Consider the following 21,515-nt stretch of genomic DNA (forward strand, 5'->3'; position numbering starts at 1 on the left):
TTATACTGACTCCTAGGCAAATAAAAATATTTTCAAAGGAGCACTATTAATGAATCCCTCCATTTCGCAAAAAGAAAGAATCATTTCACTCGACATCATTCGCGGACTTGCTCTTTTTGGCATTCTGCTTATAAATGTTGGAGCCTTTAAAGTTATTATGGAAGGAGATCCCTTACCAGACTATAGTGGCATTAATGGAATCATCCATAGCTTGATAATCATCTTCGTACAAAAAAAGTTCTTTTCTATTTTTTCATTCCTATTTGGTGTAGGTCTATACATTTTCGCCTCAAGAGCCGAAAGCCGGGGAGATAAACCCAGATGGCGTATGGCTAGACGTTTACTAATCCTTTTGCTGCTGGGAATCATTCATGTATTTATCTTTTGGGGAACCATTCTGCCCGCATATGCCATTATCGGATTGTTTCTGATCCCTTTTTATCACACAACGGTTTCTACACTTAAAAAGTGGCTTATGGGTATGACATCCATTTACATCATTTCCTTAGTGGTAAAAATATTCCTGCCTTCTCAAGGGGCAATCTCATCTATTCTTGATATTTTTTCTAATGACGCTATACAAATCTTTATTATGTTTTTAGCTGGTTTTTTAACCGCAAAGTCAGGTTGGCTTACACACATACAAGAATTAACAAGACCCATTAGATGGATTCAAATGGTATCATTTCTGTTGTTCATTGGTTTTTCACTATGGATTTGGAACGCTTCTCAAAATGGGAACAGCAATGTAGATTCAGTTACGGGCTTAGGATCTCTCCCAACCACTTTGTTCTACTTAACAACATTATTTCTACTATTAGAAAATAAACAAATGGTGAAATTCCTGAAACCCATATCACGGGTGGGTCAAATGGCGTTTTCAAATTATGTAGCACAAAGCATTATAGGGACGGCAATCATTTCAATGATAGGTCTCGAAGTCGTTTCACCAAAAGATATTCTCTACATCGCAGTTCTGATTTATATGATTCAAATCATTTTTAGCACCATTTGGTTCAATTTTTTTTCCATGGGCCCTTTAGAAAAGGTTTGGCGCTTGATGACCTATGGAACAAAGCCTGCAATCAAACGATAAAAGCTTCGCTTTCCTCGCCTCAATTCAAGTCGGAATTTCTTATCTAAACCCAAAAACCCCTTTTAAAAAGGGGTTTTTGGGTTTAAGCGCTTTAACTTTTAGGCGACAGATCACAACATGAACTTTAAGAATTAGAGAATTAAGTCCAAAGCATCCTGCGAAATCCACACTTTATCTTTAATCATTACTGTCAGCACATTTAGTTTCGTTGTTTTGCCATCCTGAATGACGATATTTTTATCTATAGGCAGCTTGAGAACTTGGCCTGCTTTTTTCACTACAACCACCGGATTAGTCTTATCGGTCTTATCTAGGGTAATCGTAGCTCCTTTGGCCTTGAATTTATCACTGGATACGTACAGTGTATCCTGAAGCTGCGCCAGATTGAGTCCGGTCACTTCTTGAATATACTTATTCACATCCGTATTCTGGATTACACCGCTGTTCATGAAATCGGTCGGTTTAAAATTAGCCGGATGGTAGGCGAACAATCCAACTTCTTCCGATGTGTGATCATCCGTAGAGAAGGTTACACCTATTTTATCCCCCAAAATTTTACCGATGACTGGCGAAAGGTTATCCTGCATTCCCAATCTGACTTGATCCGCTTCTTCTTTGGTTAGATCACTAAGTCCATAATTATCCGCAAGGACCTTTTTGAAATTGCTCTCATTAATACTGCCTTCAATGTAATAACTGGTGTGCTTCGCTTTCTTCAGCACGGAGATTAGATCTTTGGTAGAATCATAGTTCGTCATATTGAGCCCGCCGGTAGCATGATCCGAAACCGATAAGACTGCTGTATTCCCGTCTTTTTCTGCAAAATCAACAGCGGCTTTGAAGGCTTTATCAAACGCTAAGGTCTCACTCATAATCCCCACTGGATCGTTATCATGACCATACCAGTCAATCTGGCTTGCTTCGACCATCAGAATAAAACCATTCTCGTTCTGTGACAACTTCTCTATCGCTACATTGGTCATTTCGGCAAGGCTCGGTTGCTTTTGCGGATTCAGGTCAAAATCAGCATCCAGTGCTTCGGGGTTGAATAGTCCCCAGATTTTATTCGTTTTAGAATTCATTAAACCTGCTTTATCCGTTACGTATTCATACCCATTTGATTTCAGGATTTTGGTTAAATCTTCTCCGTCCTTGCGGTTAATGTCTTCTTTGCCGGGTACCAAATACCCGGAACCGCCCCCAAGTAGTACATCTACACCACTATAGACCATCTGTTCTGCAATAGACTGCGCATTGTCACGCGTGTATGCATGACTTAAAAATGTAGCCGGTGTCGCATCCGTTAATTCACAAGTGAATACCGTTCCTGTACTTTTCCCTGCCATTCTCGCTGCATCCATAAGGGTAGGCAGAGGTTTGTTCATGTCCTCTGGTTTAACTGCGCTTACGAAAGGCATCGTTATTCGGTCTGGAAGTATGGATACCGTCTCACTCTTAACCTTATGGCCTGTGGCATAAGCCGTAGCTCCCGCAGCGGAATCTGTGGTCAGTGAATCCGTAGAATAGGTTCTCACCAGCCCGCTGAAATACTTATCCAACGCAAGCGCCTGACCTCCCTGATACCATCTGGCCAAGTTCACATCGGATAAGCTCATCCCATCCGTAATAAACAGGATTACGTTTTTGACCGATTTGTTGGTAGGAGCATCAGAGTTATTGGCGTAGGATGTTCCGTTGCCTGCTGCAAGCAGACTGCAAACCATAACTGTACTGCAAATTGTCCCGATAACCTTTTTGCGCATTTGAATCCTCCTCTAGCAGATTTTGTTAAGTACGTTACTAGTTTAAAGGAGGATTGTATGCGGGAGCAGCACCTATTCTCTTATTTTATATTAAATTCTATGCATATTTTGTCTTGACCTGTGCTACTGATATTTGTAAAAAAGGGGCGCCCTAGGGGCACCCTTTGCATTATTATTGTCTTATTACGAGGACATCTCGAGGCGCTCTACCCGTGCTTTGAATTTGGGAAATTTCGGAGCTTGTAAGGATACGGTCTACCAATATCAACGAAGATGTGACATTGTTAAAGTTAAAATTATTCAAGTTCGCTACGTTTTGGCTGCCACGGAATACACGGAACGATCCCTGAAAGTTAATTCGCGAAAATAGTACAAGCGTTACTTGAGAGCTCTGCACAACATTTCTGAGACGGAAACTCGAGAGAACGTTGTTAAACCGAAACGCTCCAAGATCACGAACCGCAACTCCCCCACGTCTGAATCGAATCCGGCGATTGGTAAAATTAGTACCCGACCAAAGAGTAAGACGTATATCACTGTTAGCCAACTAAATCAACTCCTTCTCTGAGATTGATATAGTCTATTACTAACTTCAAAGAACGGTACAAGACAAACACAGTTGCACAAATGATTGTTTTTCAGATTTCCCTACGGTGGTATTATCCAAATCACCGGGTCGAGCCTCGGATAGGTTAGCAGCCGAAGTGATTTTCCAGTTATATTCATCTACCTATTAGACACTTTCTTATACGTTAGGAGCGAATATGAAAAGAATAACTCAAACATTCGGGTATTTAGGTAGTACAATGTTGGCTGCAGCTTTACTGTCATGGATCTGCGTATTTTTGATTCACGGCTTACCTGGGGTCTATGTATGGATGGCACTTAAATTTATCATCCCAATTCTAGGTTTCGTAGGACCCACCCCAAACCCTCTTGCCGATTCTGCTCATGATCTGGTAAAAAGTGAAGCTATCTTTCCGAGGAGTTACCCTAGGAGGAATGGACAGCTTCAACAACTATGAAAAAAAGACGTTAACGGATGCCTAAGCCCCGTCAACGCCTCCTCTATCCATTCATTGCATTCCTGCCTCTGCTGGAAGCGAATTATTTCTTGTCCCCACTGCTTTAATCACGAAATTGTAGGCTTTAGCAGAATCTATGCCGTTTAATGTATAACTGTAACTCGTCTGACCGCTTACCGTCGGCACATACACGCTCCAATTTGTGCTGACTTTATCATTTTTCTCGTACATCCGGTAACCTCGCACAGGCTCAGAGCTATTTGCTGGCGCTTTCCACGAAAGAACTGCACGGTTCCCTGACTGTCTTACTGCACTTGGATTTTCGACAATGCCGGGTTTGACGTCAGTCCGTTTAATACTGTAAGCATCATAGACGGCAAGAGGTTTATCTTTAACAGCTGTGTAGGATGTGAATTTCAGCACGTCGCTTGTAATGGAAACATCCACGAACATTTTCTTATTGGGCTGGTCGTTTTTTGCTGCAAAAAAAGTGTCTGCATCTGGATTAATGGCATAAAATTTCGAAGCGGCCGAGTTGCCCATCAGATACACGGTCCCTTTAGGATTCAGCACATTTCCTTGCTCATCGGTAATGACATTCTTAATCGGAACGTTGTTCAGCATTTGAAAAGACCTCATATACATATGGTCATGTCCCTCAAACACCATATCCACACCCAGCTCATCAAATACAGGAATTAGATATTTCCGGTAAAATTCTACCCGGTCGCTTTCTGCCGAAGCATTATCCCCTGAAGAATACGCTCCCTTATGCATCGAGACGAATTTCCACTTCTTGTCGGTCTTTGCCACTTGATTCCGCATCCATTCCAATTGCTTCGTGAATTGAATATCCGCTTTATACGGCTTAACCTCCCCTTCGTACTGGGAATTGATCTGCATAAACAGGGCATCGCCGTATTCGAAAGCATATACCGACCCGTCATGAGCGCCCGTCCCGACATCTTTTGGAAGATTAAAATGGTTATAGAAGTTGTTATTCGGATAATCCTCTATCTCATGGTTGCCGATAATCGGTGCAAATGGCACATTGGCAAATTCTTTTTTCGGCACACCTAAGAACCACTGCCACAGCTGCTCCAGATCACCGTCATCCGTTAGATCCCCTGTAAGAAGAACAAACTTGGGATCTACCGTTTTCTCAATAGCTCTCTTAAAAGTATCCTGCCACAGATCGAAATTCGATTTACTTGAGCCTTGGGTGTCGGTTACATAGAGGAAATGGAAATCCTGATTATCCGCCTTGTCCGTAGTAAAAGAACCCGCCTCGCTCCAGCCGTCCGCATCACCGTTACCGGCCCGGTAGATATACTTAGTTCCAGGCTTAAGACCGCTTGCAATAACCTTGTGGCTAGCGAACTTTTTATACTTTTTGGAGCTTCTGTCTCCTGATGTCATTAAGGTTTCAATAACTGTTACGCTGCCCTCATAAGAAGCTGCCAGTTGTTCCGGGAACTCGCTTCCTCCCGCATTGGCGGCCTCCACTACTTGCACTACTGTACCTCTGACGGTTTCGGCTGTATACCAGTCAAAGGCAATACTTGTCTTCGGGTCTCCATTAAAAGTCATGTTCAGAAGCGTTGGTGTTTTGATGCCGGTATCCGGAGACTTCGTCTTAAAGCTCCAGGTAATATCGTTCTCAGGTGTCCGGCCATCCGTAGTTCCCTTAACAAACTCTTTAGGGACGGTCACGTTGTAAGTTTTGCCGGCAGTGAAAGTAGGGTGGCTGACTTTGACTGTGTCTTGACCGAGGAGTGAAGCAGAAATGTTGGTAAGAGGAAGATTGTTTTCTGTGATTACAACTTGATAACTACTGTCGAGACTGATGGCTTTGTTAAACTTCACGGTGATCTCTGCGTTAAGGGGAACATCTGCAGCCCCTGAAGCGGGCGTTTTGCTTACCTCAAGTGTGGGAGTGTCCCCAGGTTCGCCGCTGCTGCGTGTTCCTTTAATTATCACATCTTTGATTCTGCTTGAGCCTGAGCTGGACACCGTTCCCCCGCTTACGCTTTTCGCAGAGTTTACCACCCAGCGGATATAGAGTACATCTTGATTGTTTGTTCCGGCAGGTAAAGCGAGGTTAGTTAATTTGCAGGAATTATTGGAACAATTAAAATTGTTCTGGGCTAGAACAAGGTTGCCGCCCGTAACATCTGTCCATTCCTGTTGATCTATACTGTATTGCACCTTAAAATCCCTGGGTCCTGTACTTGAAGAGGTTTGCTGGGAAGAAAGGAAGATCCCTTCGAAGCCTTGGGTAGAAAGCGTGGCAAGCCAGTATTTTAGGCCCGTTCCTTCATGCCAGCCCTGGTTGCGTACGCTGTTCTCACTTGACTCATAGGTGTACGCATCCGTATTAGTTCCTACATCACGAATGGATGAAGATGTCTGATATACCCCGCCGGTAGCCGGAAATACACCGTTTTCGCCTTTGTCTTTAAAAATCCACTGGGCAATCGTTTCCTGAACTGCAGTTGCTTCATTTACAAGGTCTTCCTCAATTTCTTCCCTTCCTGCTGAGACAAAACCAGTCAACTCCATGGCAAGCAGCAAACCTATAACCATTAGACTGATTACCTTGTAAAATCTATTTTTGAGATAAGATCGGTTGTTATCCATTCAGCCCATCTCCCTCTTCCTTAATCTCACTTATCATCGAACCGCCGTCTCCGAGCAGAACGGCGGTTCTGCTACCCTTACCTTCCTGTTATTGGAGTTCCCAGTCGGTGACTTGAAGGATTGCTGAATCTGCACCCTTCAGGTCTGTCTCTCCCATGTTCAGCAAATTGCTCCACTGCTTCACACGGTTCTTGCCGTTAGGCGGAGAGTTATACTCATTAGTATCCACAATCTTGGTCCGTTCTTTATAAAATTTGGTCATAAAAGTCTTCTCATCCGTGATGCTTCCGGATTTACCCAAAAGCCCTTGAAGGGTCTCGGAGCCGCCGGTAGCTCCATGGTTCAGCGCTGCATCCACGAAGGAACCAATAGTTAATGCCGAGTTAAAGCCGCGTTTGCGGGCCTGCTCCACACTGTATTTAATATAGATATTGTAGAACGTTTTCCACATAGCCTCTCTCCACTCGGGATCATTTTGCAAATTGCCGATTTTTCTGCAGAAGCTCTCTTCGCTTTCATTGATCTCGAGGATCTTCCCTTTCATCGAACCCTTAACACCGATCCGGGCCAATGCGCCTTTAACCGAAGGATTACTCGCGCCTTTGGCAGCGTCATATGCCTTGAACAGATCCGGACCGTCGGGACCGGTATCATTTGAGCCGCCTGTAGTCGCACCGAATATTCCAATCGTATACCCGCGGTCATCATCAATATCTTCACAATATCCGTAAAAATTGATCCAGTTCAGATCGTCCTGCTCCGGTTTGTTGACAAGCATCATAATATTGTTCCACTGCTCACCATCCAGACCTGTGTTGTCACGCAAGAATTGAAGTGTTGCCGGTGAGAAATTAGAATCAGGGTTCCCTGCCGCATAACTTTTCTGTTGAGATGTTTTGGACAGACAGCCATAAGAAAAAATCATTGAAAAACTGAGCAGAATCATCAATGAAAATTTCATCTTCTTGGAAACCTTACTCTTCGTTGAATTTAGCACCGCAATCTCTCCTTTAATTGAATAGTTTAAGCGCTTTAACTTTTAGTGGCAGTGAACCTTATCCCTAACCTATCTGAGCATGACAGCCCTCCTTTTTCCAACACTTGGTAATTCAATTTAAGCTTATCTCAAAAACTTTGTCCAAACAGCACGTATTTTCTTGTAAATATTAATTTTTATACATATGTTGCTACAAAGCATAGATTAAGTCTACAATCCTCTTAGGAGGTGCTGAATGAAACCGGTATTTTATGAGTCTACTCTTTTTGACATCAGCCGCAAGAAACAGGTATACACCAGCATGCCTTCAAGACACTATCATGATGCATATGAGATTCTGTATTTAATATCCGGGGATTTTTATTATTTTATAGGGGACAGAACTTACCAGGTTGCGGGCGGAACACTGCTATTTATGGATATTCACGAAATGCACAAACTGGTCAATTCCGGCTGCAATATGTATGAACGGGTTACACTCCTGTTTAAAAAAGAATTCCTGCAGCATTTCTGCACCGGCAGTCAATGTGAGGAACTGCTCGAATTGTTCAAAAGTGATTACCGCGCTTTGAAGATGACCGGGATGGATCAATATTTCATCGAACAGCTTTTTCAGAAAATGATCCAGGAGGGGAAGAAGCAAGCCCGCGGATATGAACAGTACCAACAAATATTATTGGTGGAGCTGCTTCTCTATCTTAATCGTAAACTATTTGACAGCCGCGTAGCTTCATTTGTAGAATCCAATCGTACACATAAGAAAGTCCTGGACATCGTTAATTATGTAAATCAACATTATATGGAACCGCTCAAGCTCTGTGAGATTTCACGGCAATTCGACATAAGCTCTTCCTACCTTTGCCGCACTTTTAAAGAATCCACCGGGTTCAGCTTCATTGAATATATCAATAACATCCGCATTAAAAAAGCGCGTGATTTGCTGGTTGGCTCTTCTTTTAATGTTACTGAAATTGCGGGAATGGTTGGGTTCGATAACACCTCCCACTTTGGACGAACCTTCAAATTAATAATGGGCATCTCGCCGCTCTGCTTCCGCAAACAATTTAAGTCTTAATAACAAATCACTGGAATACATCAAGACATTTCATCAAGCCGAACAAATTGCAAGTTTCTTGCCTGTAGTTGGTTTAGCACTTCTTCTAAAGCTTGCAGCATAAAATAAGGAGCATGCCGGTCCGCGCCCGCAGTCTCTCCGCTGTCGTGAAGTAAAACAACGGAGCCATCGGTGATTCCACCTAATAAAATGGCCTGCATCCGGGTTTGACAGGCCCGGATGTTCCAGTCACTCGCCTTCAGCGACCATAGAACAATTCGATACTGCTTGTGCCGAAAGAAATCAAATAGATTGATTAATCCCCAGGGTGGACGGTAATGATTGGGTCTGATTCCGACAATAGACTCTATAATATCAGCGGAGCGTTCCAGATGTTCTCGCCTAATCGTACTGGGCAGCATCAGCCAATTAGAGGTATGGCAGTAATTATGGATGCCAATCTGATGGCCTTCCCGATCCATCCTTCTGATCAGATCTGGATACTGCTCCGCTCGCGATCCAAGCACGAAAAAAGTAGCCTTCACTTGATGTAACTTCAATAAATCCAGCAATTCCGGCGTATATTTTGGATGTGGCCCATCATCAAAAGTGAATGCGACCTGTTTTTCTACCGTTCCTTTGCGAAAAACACCAAAGCCGCTCACTCGCGTAATCAAACTTGGAATAAACATGTAAAGAGTAGCGGCACATAGTATTCCTCCTATCAGATATGTAAGTATGATTACACCTCCTTATAACAAGCATAAGACCTATCCAGAGTAGTTCTGTCCGGGTGAAAATCGATTTTTCAGTGAGGCGCGTGAATGGATCAGTAACATCGGGACCAGTTGCTCTGTTCGCCGATTGATTCTTTGTCTCCCTTCAGGATGCATGGCAGACAGCAGCAATCGAAGATAGATGGTGGTGATGCGTTCGAAAACGCCGGACTTTATATTTTGTTGTTCAAAACCAAGACCGTGCGTTAATCCCCGATGGAGCAGTGTAATCCCCAATAAAGCCTTGACCTGCCTGAACTCCGACTGCGATTCGAACGCTTCATTGATTTGCTGCATTGATTTGCGCAGCATGCGAGCCGTTTGCAGTGCGGCACGATCCGATCCTTCGGACCGGATCAACTTCAGGATTCTTTCATTGTCGAGGTGGAGTTCTCCCACCCACTCTCCCTGATTGATGACCGTGGCGTCTTGGCATACAATAGGCTGTCCCCGGTGCTTTTTTAGCATCACGGTACATATACCAAAGCGTGACTTATGTGATCCGCGAAAATGTGACAGCAACGCAAAAGTTTTTTCCCACATCATCCAGACGGACTGCACCGTGTTTTTACGTATTTTGAAACCCAACTTTTTCACCATCCTTAAAACGGTTATTGTCTCTTATTTCATCCATTGTACCTAACGAAACTTTCTTTTTTCCTAACGTCTACTTCTATTTGACGCTATTCACCGGAATTTCTCTGCGTGTAAATCTAAATTTTTGGCATCTAGTTAAAAAAACTTTCTGACCTAAAAAAAGGACAAAATTTAGTAAGTCTTAAATTAGACAACTTCTGCAAGAAAATCCAACTACATAAAGAAAAACCCATGTCTCTTGGACATGAGTTTCGGATGTTATCTTTTTGACTAAATCAATCTGGTTTCACTATCATTCCAAACTACCCCACTCTACCACAACTCCGCTGGTGGCCTTCACGGCATAATCACAATCCAGCTTTCCGCACAGCACATACTTCTTCTGCCCAGGATCATATACATAGACGGGTGTTAATTCGAACCATCCCTTGAGCTTGTCATAAGCTTCGTCATGGCTCACAGCAATTTTCCCTTCACTCTTGAATTCATCAAACGTATCGAGCATTAGCTTGTTATCCATATAATTTATAACCTTATAATTGTTCGTATCGATGAACAGAAGGAGCTTACGCTGAAAAATACGATTACTTGATACATTCTTCCTCAATGTCGCTTGAATATGTCCTCTTTCCCGATGTAAAGTCTTCAATATCCATTGTCCGGATTCTTCCGGATAGAGCTGGCTTAAACCAATTTCGACTGCGGTTATACATTGGGCTTGTTCTATGTCTGTGATTGAAAATGAATCTGGATGCGGCTCACGTGCTATTGCCTGTTCGATTGTAACCACTTCTTGCAGACGGATCTCCGTCCTTGCGAACTGTTTAGTGTCCGCTTGCTCCCACTGCATTACTTGATCAATATTCAGTCGTGCTCTCGTTCCTGATATCATCTCAAATAGAATTGTGGTTGTTCCATCATTTGTAATGTAGATTTCTTCTATCCCATAGATCGGCAGGAGATGCTTCATCTCGTACACTGGATATTCTATAAGCTGTAGTTGGTTTTTAGCCAGTGGCTCTACCGCTTGAAGCGTGAGAGAATAATTCTCTTTTTGCACAAGGGAGCTGGAAGGAAACTGGCCATAGACACTATAAAAAATAATTCTACCTTCCGCATCGAAGCGTAACTCCATTCGCCCGCCGGGAGAGATGGGTATACCGTCTATACATTCAGCAAAATGATATTCTCCTCTTTCTTCCTTCACTAGGTAGAATTGTTTACCATATTCAAGCCCTACTTCAGCTTCCATCCACTGAATAACGCCGTTTAATTCAATGTTTTGGAACGTTGTTCGATTTGCATAAGATTTCCCTCCAACAAAAATAACACTTTTATAGTTATTGGATAGCAGGTCAAGCGTAATGACTGCAGTTCCTTCCGGATTATAATCTTCCTTCCATTCCTTAATGTGAGAAGGAAACCATTCCATACTAAGCAAATAGCCGGTTTCTCCCAGCATCGTAACTTCGCGATAAATTTCATTTGTATGTAAATAGTAGTTGTCCAGTCCATAGGTTTGCTGTGTAGCATTAACTAGTTCTTTGATTCGGAAATCCATATCAGTGCACCCCACAAAATTGATACCTATATCATATCATTACTTAGCAATGATTATGAAGCGCAGCGAATCATATCTGCTACATATTCTACGATCTTATGTAACGGGTTTTGCTGGTGTTCAGAAAATGATCAGTAGCTTGGGGTTTAATAATGCAGAGTGTATCAATCGATTGGACAAGTCAGGGAAATTCACCCTGCTGACTCAGACCTTGCCAGAATACTAAACGTGTATAGTGAACACATATTTTAATGGAGGTATATCATCATGATTGACATCATCGACGGAAATGCGGCATTAATACATTTTTTTCCACTTCCGGCGCATCTTTATTCTAAGAATATTGCTTGTATTGTTGCTGTAGCGCATGCAGAAGAACGGGGTCCAAATTTAACAGGCCTCATAAATGCTCTATCCTCGAAGGGATATACAGATCTTGAACATCTATTCAATTCCACATGGAAAAAACTATATCAAGTTCCGAGGTTGGGCCAGCAAAGACTGGTGCTTCTACTTAGTTTACTAGAACGAATTTCTGCAGATCCCAAGACCATAGAAAACTATACAGCTGTCCCTCATGTTACCATCCACAGTAAAAAGGAAATGAAAGAATTAACTTTAAAGAGGATCATTAAGAAGTATAACGAAACATTTGTAGAGGTATTAACTGAAGACACCGAAAAAGAAGCTCGTTTAAAGAAAATTAAAGATAGACTCCGAGAAATGGGGATGATCGTATAACAAAACCCCGCCAGTATAGTGAAATGCCCCCCTTAGAATAGACATTGGATAACCCCCTGGGTCATTCCGATTTCTATTCTAGGGGTGTGACTTTCAATTCATTTAGTAATCGCGTGCTGCATCGAACCAGCGTTGAGCCATCTCCTCTGTGATAGGCTGGCCAATCAGGTGGTCAGACTGGCTAAGTTGCCATACCGCTTCACCAAGGTCTTCTCGTTCGGTGGTTTCGATGCCCTTAAGATTGTTGAAGCGCACGGTGAAAGCGGTAATGGCGGCCTCGGCTTCAGCAAAGCTACGGGCTTCGGACAAGGTTACCTGTGCAACGTTGTAAGCTTCATTAGCCAGCTTGGCTAGACGTTTAGCCCAGGAGGAGAATGGGCGGCCAAACTCGGTCGTCCACCACTCTGGCTTTCGTAATTGGCTCACTGAAGCATGGTCGGTCCAAGGACGGGTTTCAGCGCGAGTTTTCATTTGCTTTTTTATACGCTTGCCAGCGCTTTCTTCGACATTGTAGGCGATGAATCTGTCAAGCAACGGCCACGCGTTTAAGGTCGGCAAGTCCCCCAGATCAGGCATGAAGCGCAGCTCCAGATTCGTTAACTGGGTATGATGAGCTAATAAATTCAGGTCGCAGAAGTTTCCCCACAAACTCAGTGAGTTAAGGTTTGGGTACCGGTTTAGACACTCTAGCGAGATGGGCTGTCCCAGCGGTGCGTTATGTAGCGTCAAGCTCGTTACCTGGTGCAGCTCCCCCATATCGGGCAGCAAAAAAGGGGGATCATTCTTACGTCGGCCGGTGCGCGGTGCTAGTGTAAGAGAAGATGGCATATCACCTGTGGCCGAGAAGCGTGATAGATCGCCGGACACACTCAGGCGGAAAGGCTGCTTCGGAAGTATTAGGCTAAGGGACCTCCCGGATGGTTCCAACTCGACATGCAAGCCATGCAAATTGGACTGACTGGCGTCCGCCACCGTGTCTGCAGACAGGATCGGAGTCCATGTCATCTCTTCAATGGGACGTTTCTGTGCCCAGTCAAAGAAGCCTGAATCACTGCCTGTATAATGCAGAAATCGCGGCCAGGGAGAGCCAGCCGGTGTGGCAAAGACATCGAATACGGTCCAATCGATAGGCGCATCAGACGCGACATGAAGGTCAACCTTTTTCCCCAATTGCGACGGACCCATGGATAGACTGCCCACACCGGGCTTAAGGACAAGAGTATGACTACGTGGACCTGTCAGGTTGATAGGATAACTACCAACTTCTCTAACAGAACCAGATGAAGGACCAGCTTGGCTATCATTTGGCATTTCTATCATCCTTTCCTCTAATGCATATCAAGATCTAACTATTCACACCTGACTCTATCTTCTCTGTAATAAATTGTTTGAATCTTGTAAAATACCGCTCTGATGCTTCCCAGCGCCTAAGATCCAAATAGGACATGTCCTGCTTGCCATATTGATCGGGCGGCTGATAATGCCGGGAAACATAAGTTCCATTGTCCACTGTATAAAAATAATACGCTTCATCTGGAGTCCTGATTTCAATCCGACCATGTAGAAGGTCTCCGTCCTCGTCTGTATGCGTTTGACGGAAGCTGTAACATTTAGAGCCGTCCCAGAACCCGCCATTCTCCTCCACTTCCGAATATAATTCCTGAATTACAGTGTGTTGCAAAATGTCTTGCACATACTGTACCTCAATGTTTCGTAAATAAAGCTCAGTCATATTAACGCAGGTCAGCAACATCGTCCAGCAATCGCTAATCTCTGCTAGTTGTTCCTGAGACTCTTCTGTAATGTCCTCCCACTCAGACCCTTCTTCTATGGTTCTCTTCAACAAACCGACAGAATGATCTTGCTCCAGCCAAATATAATAGTGATGCCGGTTATCATTCATATAAACGCTAAGATCCCGCTCATCCCCGTCAGCATCAATATGCTCCAGTTGAACTTTGAAAAAAACGTCTTGCTCCCGAAAATTAAAAGAAGGCTTGTCACTTGGCATTAAAATACACTGCGTCAACTTCAATATATTTTCTTCATTGATTGTGTTATGGGTGAAATATAAATGAACAGCTTTCTTGCTAGCGGGGGATTCCTTTATTTTTTTTAGAGCAGAACGGCCTTCTTTAATTACGTTCACCAGTGTACCAAAGGAAAAGTCCTCCTCATCCTCTTCCATATCCAAAAAAACTTCATCAATCAACACTTCATGAATGTCTACCGGAAGCTCCTGAAATACGCCGTCCCCCTCCCACACATTTACTAAGCAGGCGATCGATTTATGTCCGTCCACTTTGAAACTGTACTCGTCATCCTGAACCAAAACCGCAGCGCTGAGATCACCTTTAACAATCGTTTCCCCATGATTGTAGGAGCCACATAATATTTCCTCAATCATCAGGTTGCCCGAAACATAAATTTCCTGACCGCCTACAGCTATATTTTTCGCACTCATATTACCGGTCACCAAAAGCCCTATGGCACCATCCGTTTCTTTATTATAAAGATTGTCTACAGTAAAATTTCCTTCTATAAAAATGATGATTACCTCTTTTTGTTGCGGGAAAGGTTGCTCCCAATCTAGATTAAGAGAAGGCAGCGTCAAATCCCCTTCATAGTAAGCGGCAAGTTGCTCGTCACTAAAATCTTGGTAAAACTTCGCCCACCAAGATCCTTCGGGAAATTTATCTGCTAGTTGGCTAATAGGAATGAATCTGAAAAGATTGCTCATAAATTATTTTCCTCTCATTTTAAATCCGAATATAGTAGACGATTTCCGAAAGCGGAGGCTTCTACTCCGCCGCTTCCTCCAACCATACTTGCATAGCTGGAGATTCTGCCCGATTCAAACGGAGGGCGATTTCAGTATTGATCTCATCCGGCGGCATGACTTCGACAAGGACGCATACTGACTCTCGCAGTTGATTCAAGGCAAACACACCTTCATCATCGAGTATTTTCATCGCCAGCTCCATGGCCTTCAGCCTCAAATCAAACTCGCGATTCCCTTCGTCATCCTCAAGAACCGCAATGAAAGAACGATCGGTAAATCGTTGTTTAACATTATCAAAGTTCTCATCGCCGAAACAACAATAGGGCGAATCCGCATAAGACCATTTGATAAGTTCCGCAATCGCCGATGCCGGTGTGTCACTTTCGACGCCTTGCCTGGCTGCTTCTACCTCCAAAGCTTCCCACGACCAGGCGGAGATACTTGGCGCATGTCCCTCGCCAGTAGTGTAAAGGGTACAGTAATAGTAACATTCGCCATTTTCAAAAAGAGCGCGAAAAGACGTTCTAGCAGCATCGGCGATCTCTATCGCCAGCCTCTCTATTTCTTGCATCGGCTTCCTCCTTTCCGTTAGTGGATCCGTTCAGGCAGGATGTCTTCTATTTGCTCCAGCCTTCTAGAAATGATATGGCGGTGCTTTTTCTACTACAAGGTTATCAGGATGAACATCAGTTGGCTCATAGTCATTCATACGGAGAAGGATATACTCAATCTCTTCTAATGGCATCTGCAATTTCTGGCTGACTTCATAAAGATCCATGTCTTGCGAAAGTAGGTCCCGTGCTTGATTTAACTTTCCATTTAGCCAATTGTTTTCGAGCATCCATTTTTTCACTAGGTCCAGTAGTTGATTTTGGGTTTCCTTATCTGCATGCTTATTATATTTAGCAACTGACTCTGACAAATAGTTAAAAAGGTGAATACCTAATCCCTCACGTTGCTCATGCTTGGACATCCGTTGGTACTGCTCATAACTTATGCTGATATCTAATTCGAGGGTATGATCCCTGCTATCAAGCCGTCTGGATGTTTTTCGGCCATAACCTTCAGGTAAAACACGCAACACAAAAAAGATATCATAGGGAAACTCCCATGTATTTGCTAATTCCTCTAAGGGCAGCAGTTCATCTCTCAATTGACCCACACACGTTCCATGTGTATCCAAAGTAAAAACTAGTTTCATGCATACCTCCCTCTCCCAGACTTACGGAGCACCCAGATTAGCTGTTATTTTCTGAAATCGCTTCGCAGCCTTTCGATAAGAGCCACTGCTCCATTACGGCAAACGCCTGACCCATATCCTGTTCATAGAAGATGGCCACCTCTTGCTGGTAGGCATAATTCAACCGTACATATCCTCCCAGCTGCCGGTAGAACAGGAAACAAACATAGGCATTCTCAATAAACAAATCCGGCGGAAATTCATGTTGGCACAATCCAGCCAGTTCGGGTAGCGTAAGCTGGGCTTGCCCTTGTGGCAAACGCAAAAAGCGATGGCTGCGAGTGCCCGTCCACGGTTCATAATAGACGCTCTCCCCTTGACTGATTCCATACACCTGACGATAAATTTCGTCCAGCACCAAGGCGTACAACCCTTCGTCTTCCTGCTCCCCTGCCTGCAGGGAAATCGCCTTTACGTGCTCCGCATGCCGAGGTAGCCAAAGCAGCCCAGTTGTCTGGGGATGTATTGCCAGAAAATCACCGTCCACCGTTGTACCTATAACGATACACTCATCGATCTGTTGTTCAGTAATGGGGCTATTCTCGTCATGCTCCCATAATCCGTACTCTGCAAAAGATTTAAGCACCTCCGCATCCGGAAACTGAACATTCAGCCACCCTCTGTAAGTCCCTTCGCCGAATCGCCGCAAAAACCGGAGGTAGCCCGGTGGATAAACAGTGGCGTCTTCCTTTGCAAGTGCTTGGTTTTGACCATCAGACAGCGGTTTTGGCCGAGATACGATGTACATAAATACTCCTCCTGCTGCCCCCAACATGCAACTCTTCCAGATAGTGAATTCTTTAAAATATTGCAGGTTGAGCAGCTTTTTTATCCAAGATAATACTGAAATTTTAGAGAGTGCAACATATCAATCCCCAATTTTTGAATTCTCCAGCTTGGTCAATGCCTCGGTGTAATTTGCCCTGAACTATTTGCCACCCATCACAAGCCCATATTTATTGAAAATCCACGATTTGCTCAAATCGTGAATCGCACCATGGCTTATACGCACAGAAGGCTTTTGCTCCTTCATAGCATCTGCATCATGCGCTGAGAAGCGAAGCGGCTTTGTCATTTTTTTAATAGCACCCGTTATTTCATCGAAAAACGTATATGTTAACGGCTTATGATCCCGAATATCCTCATAGATATAATACTTCCCTTTTTCATCTTCCAAAGCTATTTGAAAGCCTTTAGGAAATGATAGCAAGATACACGGCAGTTCATCCTCTGCCCATTGTCCGTAATATGGAAAATAGACACTCTCATTTCTCGCGAAAAATCCGGAGCTTTCATTATCAGACGTAACAGAAATGGAATAAACAAAGAAAGGGGGACCCTCATTCCTTTTTTTCTCTGCCGTAAAATAATGATAAAAGGTCTGATATGCTTCATACACCTGTTTCAGATCATGCTCTGTCTGGGCATAATTGGTTAGATGAAATTGCGCTTGCTTATGTTCAAAATGCTTCAAAACGCTTTCAAACTCTTCCGGCCTGATGAAGAATCTAAGTTTATAAAATCCGCTGTTCTTTAATTTATCCATTTCTTTTTGCTCACCGCCATGTATTAAAATGTCATCTCAGAGGTCCTTAGCCATTTACTCGTGTATTTTCAAAATTCATATTTCACAAATCGATTTTTGAGAGCTTCTTCGTACGGGATCCACTCCCAGTCACTCCATAAAGACATGCTTACGATTTCTGACAGCTTATCTACGGCTAGTCCCGGACTCGTAATGCCAATGAAGCCGTCAAAATCCTCATTACGGATATCCAACGCTTTTCGCAAGTAATCATCATTGAGACGCTCTTCCCGGAGTTGTTCATATTCATCCCTCGTCCACTGCTCACAAAAGATCTTTTCGGCTTGAATGTCTCCATTCTCGAACAACGACAACTCGAATATCTCCTCATTCATATATCCGGCGGTCATCACTGGCTCCCCGGTAAGCTGGGACAACGTTTTACCGGCCTTCTTCACCGTACCCCATACAAAATAATCGTGGAGCACGCTGATCCAGTTTTCGTTGCTTTTGCTTACATACATGACAACTTTGCTCTCTGGAGCTTCATGATTTTTCTTGCCTAATACTTTGGCATGCCCTTCGCTTAGCTCTCTTAATGCTTCGACAGTCTTCTCAAGGTTATTCGACTTGATATGCAAATTTGCGAATGATCTTCCCACGAAATGGCCTCCTCTAATCGCTTTTTTAATCAGCCGGATTCTTATTTATATCCTATTGATCGGTTCTATGAATGTCTCATATTTCCATTATAGTGATCGCTTGTCCTGAGTCTACCTACTTTTCACCTGGATTTTAGAAATAACCTTTGCACAGAAAGAGTTATAACCTTGACCGTTCAACACAATCTCTAGTCCCTTCCCCACTCCGCTCTTAAAAAAAGGAGGGTATCCCTCTGCCATTTTATGACGTTTAGGACACCCTCAGTCGAGCTATTCCGCACCCCCACAACACTCTTCATCTTTCCAAAACAAAATTTTTTCGTCGTCACTTATGGTAAGGATCAGCGCGCTGGCTGTAACGGCAAGTTCTGATTTTATATTACCGTTCGATCAATCCTTACTCTAGGCAGTTACCGACTCGCTGCCTCGATGATCCAGTCGGTCAAATCGTTGATTTGTCTTTTCACGGCGATTGGGTCGCGGTACCAGGATTGGTTCTCCGTCCATAAAAATACCCGATTGTTGCGAATCGGCTCTAGCGACCCCCAGATTGGATCAGCCTGCAGCGATTCCAAGCTGGCTTCCGTCGTCAGAATCAAATAATCACCCATGTACTCCGAAAGTTTCTCCAGCGAAAATTCATAGTAGGATTCCTTCAGCATAAATTCTGGAACCGTCGTCGGCGGCTTCAGCCCCATTATTTCATACATCAGCCGGCCGCCTCGTCCCGACTTCGGACCAAAAAGGCTCACGTTTCCATCGTACTCTTGCATAATCGAAAGCGTCTCTCCTTCGGGAACGGCTTGTTGGACTTTCTCCCGAATGTCTGCAATTTCCTTCTCGAATTTTTCGTTCCATTTCTCCGCTTCCTCACGTCTATCCAGCAACTCGCCAAAATACAGCATTTCTTCCTGAATGGATACAAACTGATTGTAAGGAACCGATACCGTAGGTGCGATCATCTGATATTTCTCGACTACCTCAGGCTGTGGATTATGCGTTATGATTAAATCCGGATTGAGTTCCAGCAGCTTCTCTAACGAGTCGCCTACATCCGTCACGACGTCCAGCATTCCCTCGAGATAAGGACTCGACATCAAGAACGATTCGGCTGCGATCGGCTGGACTTCCAGAGCAAGTACGGTGCCGAGATAAGAAATTGCCGCTACGCGCTGAGGGTGTGCAGGAACTTCGACATCGCCGAAAGCGGTCTTGACTACCTTGATCTCAGAAGATGCCAAAACCTCTGACTCTTGAGTGATCATGGTTGGAGAAGCGCTGACGGCAACCTGGCTGTTCGCTGCACCTCCGTTGTTCACCGACCCACCACAAGCTGTTAACATCACGGTCAAACATAACAGCATCACTGCATAAAAACTTCGGGTTGCTCTAGTCATTTTATTCGCCCCATCCTGTTGAAATTGATAATCAATATCACTCACATAAAAAGGATAGCTTAATGACCGGCTTAGAACAACGGACGATTGTGACCTATTCCTTGCATAATCTGAAACGAACTGGCCGTATCGTTTACGATATTGACCTGGCGTCATGCCGGCATGCTTTTTGAACATGCGGCTGAAATAAATGAGATCCGAATAACCGACATGTGATGCTATTTCCTGTTGTGTTGCTATCGTACCGGCCAGCAGAGCCTTCGCATCTTCCATTCGGAAACGAATGACGTAGTCCAGCGGACTGAGCCCTGTCTGTTCTTTAAATTTTCGCGATATATATTGTTGGCTGTAATTCAATTGCCGAGCAAGCTCCTCAAACGAGATCGGCTGGCGATAATTCCTGGACAAATGTCGAATAACTTGCTCCGATAAAGAGGGCTCGCCGGCTCCGAACAGACGCTCCCTCAGGACAGCGTGAACGAAGCGGATAAAGTCTCCCTTGGCCGACAGCCGGGTCAATCCGTCGTCAGATTTAAGCCAACCGTCGCGTATCGTTTGAAGCAGCTCAAGCATGGCCAGCGGTTCGCCAGGCGGGAACCCCCAGCTTTCCAGAAACGGGTCGGATTCCTCCATCATCATATGAAATTCGCACGAGGCCGAAGCGGGGAGAAACGCTTTGTAGAGTACGATATATACATTCAGCGCTTCTCGGCTCCGAACCGTCACCAGAGAGCCTTTGCCGGCGTGTAGTACATGGAAACGATCGCACAGCCATACCTCATCGTCAACCCACAACTCGCCTTGTCCTTGAAAAGCGAATAAAAATGCGCTTGCCGGCAAACGGTATTGATTCAAATCGTTGTCGATTCCGGCCTGCTTTAGCCGTACGTCCAGTACACTCATAATCACCTGGTTCCATATTTGTATAAGTTTCAGAACATCCATAACTGATTCGCAAACTCCCTTTAAATTCTCAAGAGATAATCATTCTCAATTGAATCATGTTTCTAAACACAATAACGAATACGTCTAGCGCTGTCAATAAGGTGTTGCCGAATGAGACGAGGATGCGAATAGCGAGGCATACGGCTATTTTGCCGGAGCCTAGCCCAAAAGCAAAAGACGCTGATCCGCAAACATACGTGCGGAACTAGCGTCTATTAATGAATCGTGAGGGCCCTTTTTTTGATCTCACAATTATCTTAATCATTGGCATACTTTTATGTCGCCTGCTTAGTAAATGCCTGTCTCTTTCGCAAGGGAATTTTTGTAGGCTGCAATTTTGTCTTTCAACATCTTCTCTGTGGCTGTTAAGTTTCTGATTTGGCTCTGTATAGAGTTACTATGATTCTCAAGGAGGTTCAAGCGGGCTTGGGCCGTATGCTCTCCTTCTAAATATAACTGCGCATATTCTCTAATTTGTGAGATCGGCATTTGGGTTTGTTTCAACCTCATCACAAATCGCAGCCAAGCAAGATTGGAGTCATCATATATTCTTTCTCCATTCGCATTCCGCATCGGAGCAATAATCTTTTCCTTTTCATAATATCTCAGTGTATATGCGGTAATCCCTAGTAATTTGGCTACATCGCTGATCGTATACATACAAGCCCCCGAATCTATGTTAATTTTAAGAGTCCCCATAATTATAAAAAATAT

At 43.9% G+C, this 21,515-nt stretch carries 18 protein-coding genes; 3 read left to right on the plus strand and 15 right to left on the minus strand.

Annotated features, from left to right (window positions below; genetic code table 11):
* The first annotated feature begins 49 nt into the window (after positions 1–49).
* Positions 50–1,096 (plus strand): DUF418 domain-containing protein, encoded by a 1,047-nt coding sequence (locus tag NST40_RS20030; protein ID WP_342409920.1) that lies wholly within the window; start codon positions 50–52, stop codon positions 1,094–1,096.
* A 131-nt stretch (positions 1,097–1,227) separates the two neighbouring features.
* On the opposite strand, the gene NST40_RS20035 is transcribed toward NST40_RS20030, so the two are convergent.
* From NST40_RS20035 to NST40_RS20045, 3 genes are all read right to left on the minus strand, one after another.
* Positions 1,228–2,859 carry an alkaline phosphatase gene (locus tag NST40_RS20035; protein WP_342409921.1) on the minus strand — a complete coding sequence of 544 codons (1,632 nt, stop codon included), beginning with the start codon at positions 2,857–2,859 and terminating at the stop codon, positions 1,228–1,230.
* A gap of 1,076 nt (positions 2,860–3,935) precedes the next feature.
* A complete protein-coding gene (locus NST40_RS20040; protein WP_341003123.1) occupies positions 3,936–6,524 on the minus strand; it encodes a metallophosphoesterase in 2,589 nt (862 codons plus the stop codon).
* An 88-nt stretch (positions 6,525–6,612) separates the two neighbouring features.
* The gene (locus NST40_RS20045; RefSeq protein WP_341003124.1) at positions 6,613–7,521 is read right to left on the minus strand and encodes a chitosanase; all 909 of its coding nucleotides are present in this window, start codon (positions 7,519–7,521) and stop codon (positions 6,613–6,615) included.
* Positions 7,522–7,756: 235 nt separating this feature from the next.
* Here NST40_RS20045 and NST40_RS20050 point away from each other — a divergent pair, with 235 nt between their 5' ends.
* Positions 7,757–8,596: an AraC family transcriptional regulator gene (locus NST40_RS20050; protein ID WP_076217885.1), complete on the plus strand. Its 840-nt coding sequence runs from the start codon at positions 7,757–7,759 to the stop codon at positions 8,594–8,596.
* Positions 8,597–8,616: 20 nt separating this feature from the next.
* Here the strand turns inward: NST40_RS20050 and NST40_RS20055 are convergent, their stop codons facing one another.
* From NST40_RS20055 to NST40_RS20065, 3 genes are all read right to left on the minus strand, one after another.
* Positions 8,617–9,267, minus strand: coding sequence for a polysaccharide deacetylase family protein (locus NST40_RS20055; protein ID WP_175618995.1), 651 nt, complete (start codon positions 9,265–9,267; stop codon positions 8,617–8,619).
* Between the two features lie 78 nt (positions 9,268–9,345).
* On the minus strand, positions 9,346–9,897 hold the full coding sequence (locus NST40_RS20060) for a polysaccharide deacetylase (RefSeq protein ID WP_076183172.1): 552 nt from the start codon (positions 9,895–9,897) through the stop codon (positions 9,346–9,348).
* Between the two features lie 343 nt (positions 9,898–10,240).
* A complete protein-coding gene (locus NST40_RS20065; protein ID WP_342409922.1) occupies positions 10,241–11,509 on the minus strand; it encodes a hypothetical protein in 1,269 nt (422 codons plus the stop codon).
* A gap of 267 nt (positions 11,510–11,776) precedes the next feature.
* On the opposite strand from NST40_RS20065, the gene NST40_RS20070 reads away from it, so the two are divergent.
* On the plus strand, positions 11,777–12,250 hold the full coding sequence (locus tag NST40_RS20070) for a hypothetical protein (protein ID WP_076276155.1): 474 nt from the start codon (positions 11,777–11,779) through the stop codon (positions 12,248–12,250).
* 102 nt (positions 12,251–12,352) lie between these two features.
* On the opposite strand, the gene NST40_RS20075 is transcribed toward NST40_RS20070, so the two are convergent.
* The 9 genes from NST40_RS20075 to NST40_RS20115 all read right to left on the minus strand — a co-directional run bounded on the left by NST40_RS20075 (position 12,353) and on the right by NST40_RS20115 (position 21,461).
* The gene (locus NST40_RS20075; protein ID WP_342409923.1) at positions 12,353–13,561 is read right to left on the minus strand and encodes a hypothetical protein; all 1,209 of its coding nucleotides are present in this window, start codon (positions 13,559–13,561) and stop codon (positions 12,353–12,355) included.
* A 34-nt stretch (positions 13,562–13,595) separates the two neighbouring features.
* Entirely contained in the window at positions 13,596–14,990 is a 1,395-nt protein-coding gene (locus tag NST40_RS20080) for a hypothetical protein (protein WP_342409924.1), read from the minus strand.
* A gap of 61 nt (positions 14,991–15,051) precedes the next feature.
* Positions 15,052–15,603 carry a DUF4303 domain-containing protein gene (locus NST40_RS20085; protein WP_076276152.1) on the minus strand — a complete coding sequence of 184 codons (552 nt, stop codon included), beginning with the start codon at positions 15,601–15,603 and terminating at the stop codon, positions 15,052–15,054.
* Between the two features lie 63 nt (positions 15,604–15,666).
* The gene (locus NST40_RS20090) at positions 15,667–16,233 is read right to left on the minus strand and encodes a hypothetical protein (RefSeq protein WP_076217881.1); all 567 of its coding nucleotides are present in this window, start codon (positions 16,231–16,233) and stop codon (positions 15,667–15,669) included.
* Positions 16,234–16,270: 37 nt separating this feature from the next.
* Positions 16,271–17,020 (minus strand): hypothetical protein, encoded by a 750-nt coding sequence (locus NST40_RS20095; protein WP_076276151.1) that lies wholly within the window; start codon positions 17,018–17,020, stop codon positions 16,271–16,273.
* 180 nt (positions 17,021–17,200) lie between these two features.
* On the minus strand, positions 17,201–17,818 hold the full coding sequence (locus tag NST40_RS20100; protein WP_341003129.1) for a hypothetical protein: 618 nt from the start codon (positions 17,816–17,818) through the stop codon (positions 17,201–17,203).
* 68 nt (positions 17,819–17,886) lie between these two features.
* Positions 17,887–18,459 carry a hypothetical protein gene (locus NST40_RS20105; RefSeq protein WP_312148251.1) on the minus strand — a complete coding sequence of 191 codons (573 nt, stop codon included), beginning with the start codon at positions 18,457–18,459 and terminating at the stop codon, positions 17,887–17,889.
* Between the two features lie 410 nt (positions 18,460–18,869).
* Positions 18,870–20,801, minus strand: coding sequence for an AraC family transcriptional regulator (locus tag NST40_RS20110; RefSeq protein ID WP_342409925.1), 1,932 nt, complete (start codon positions 20,799–20,801; stop codon positions 18,870–18,872).
* Positions 20,802–21,089: 288 nt separating this feature from the next.
* Positions 21,090–21,461: a MerR family transcriptional regulator gene (locus tag NST40_RS20115; protein ID WP_076182898.1), complete on the minus strand. Its 372-nt coding sequence runs from the start codon at positions 21,459–21,461 to the stop codon at positions 21,090–21,092.
* Positions 21,462–21,515 lie beyond the last annotated feature (54 nt).

Source organism: Paenibacillus sp. FSL R10-2778, assembly GCF_038593035.1.
Classification (GTDB): domain Bacteria; phylum Bacillota; class Bacilli; order Paenibacillales; family Paenibacillaceae; genus Paenibacillus_AQ; species Paenibacillus_AQ odorifer.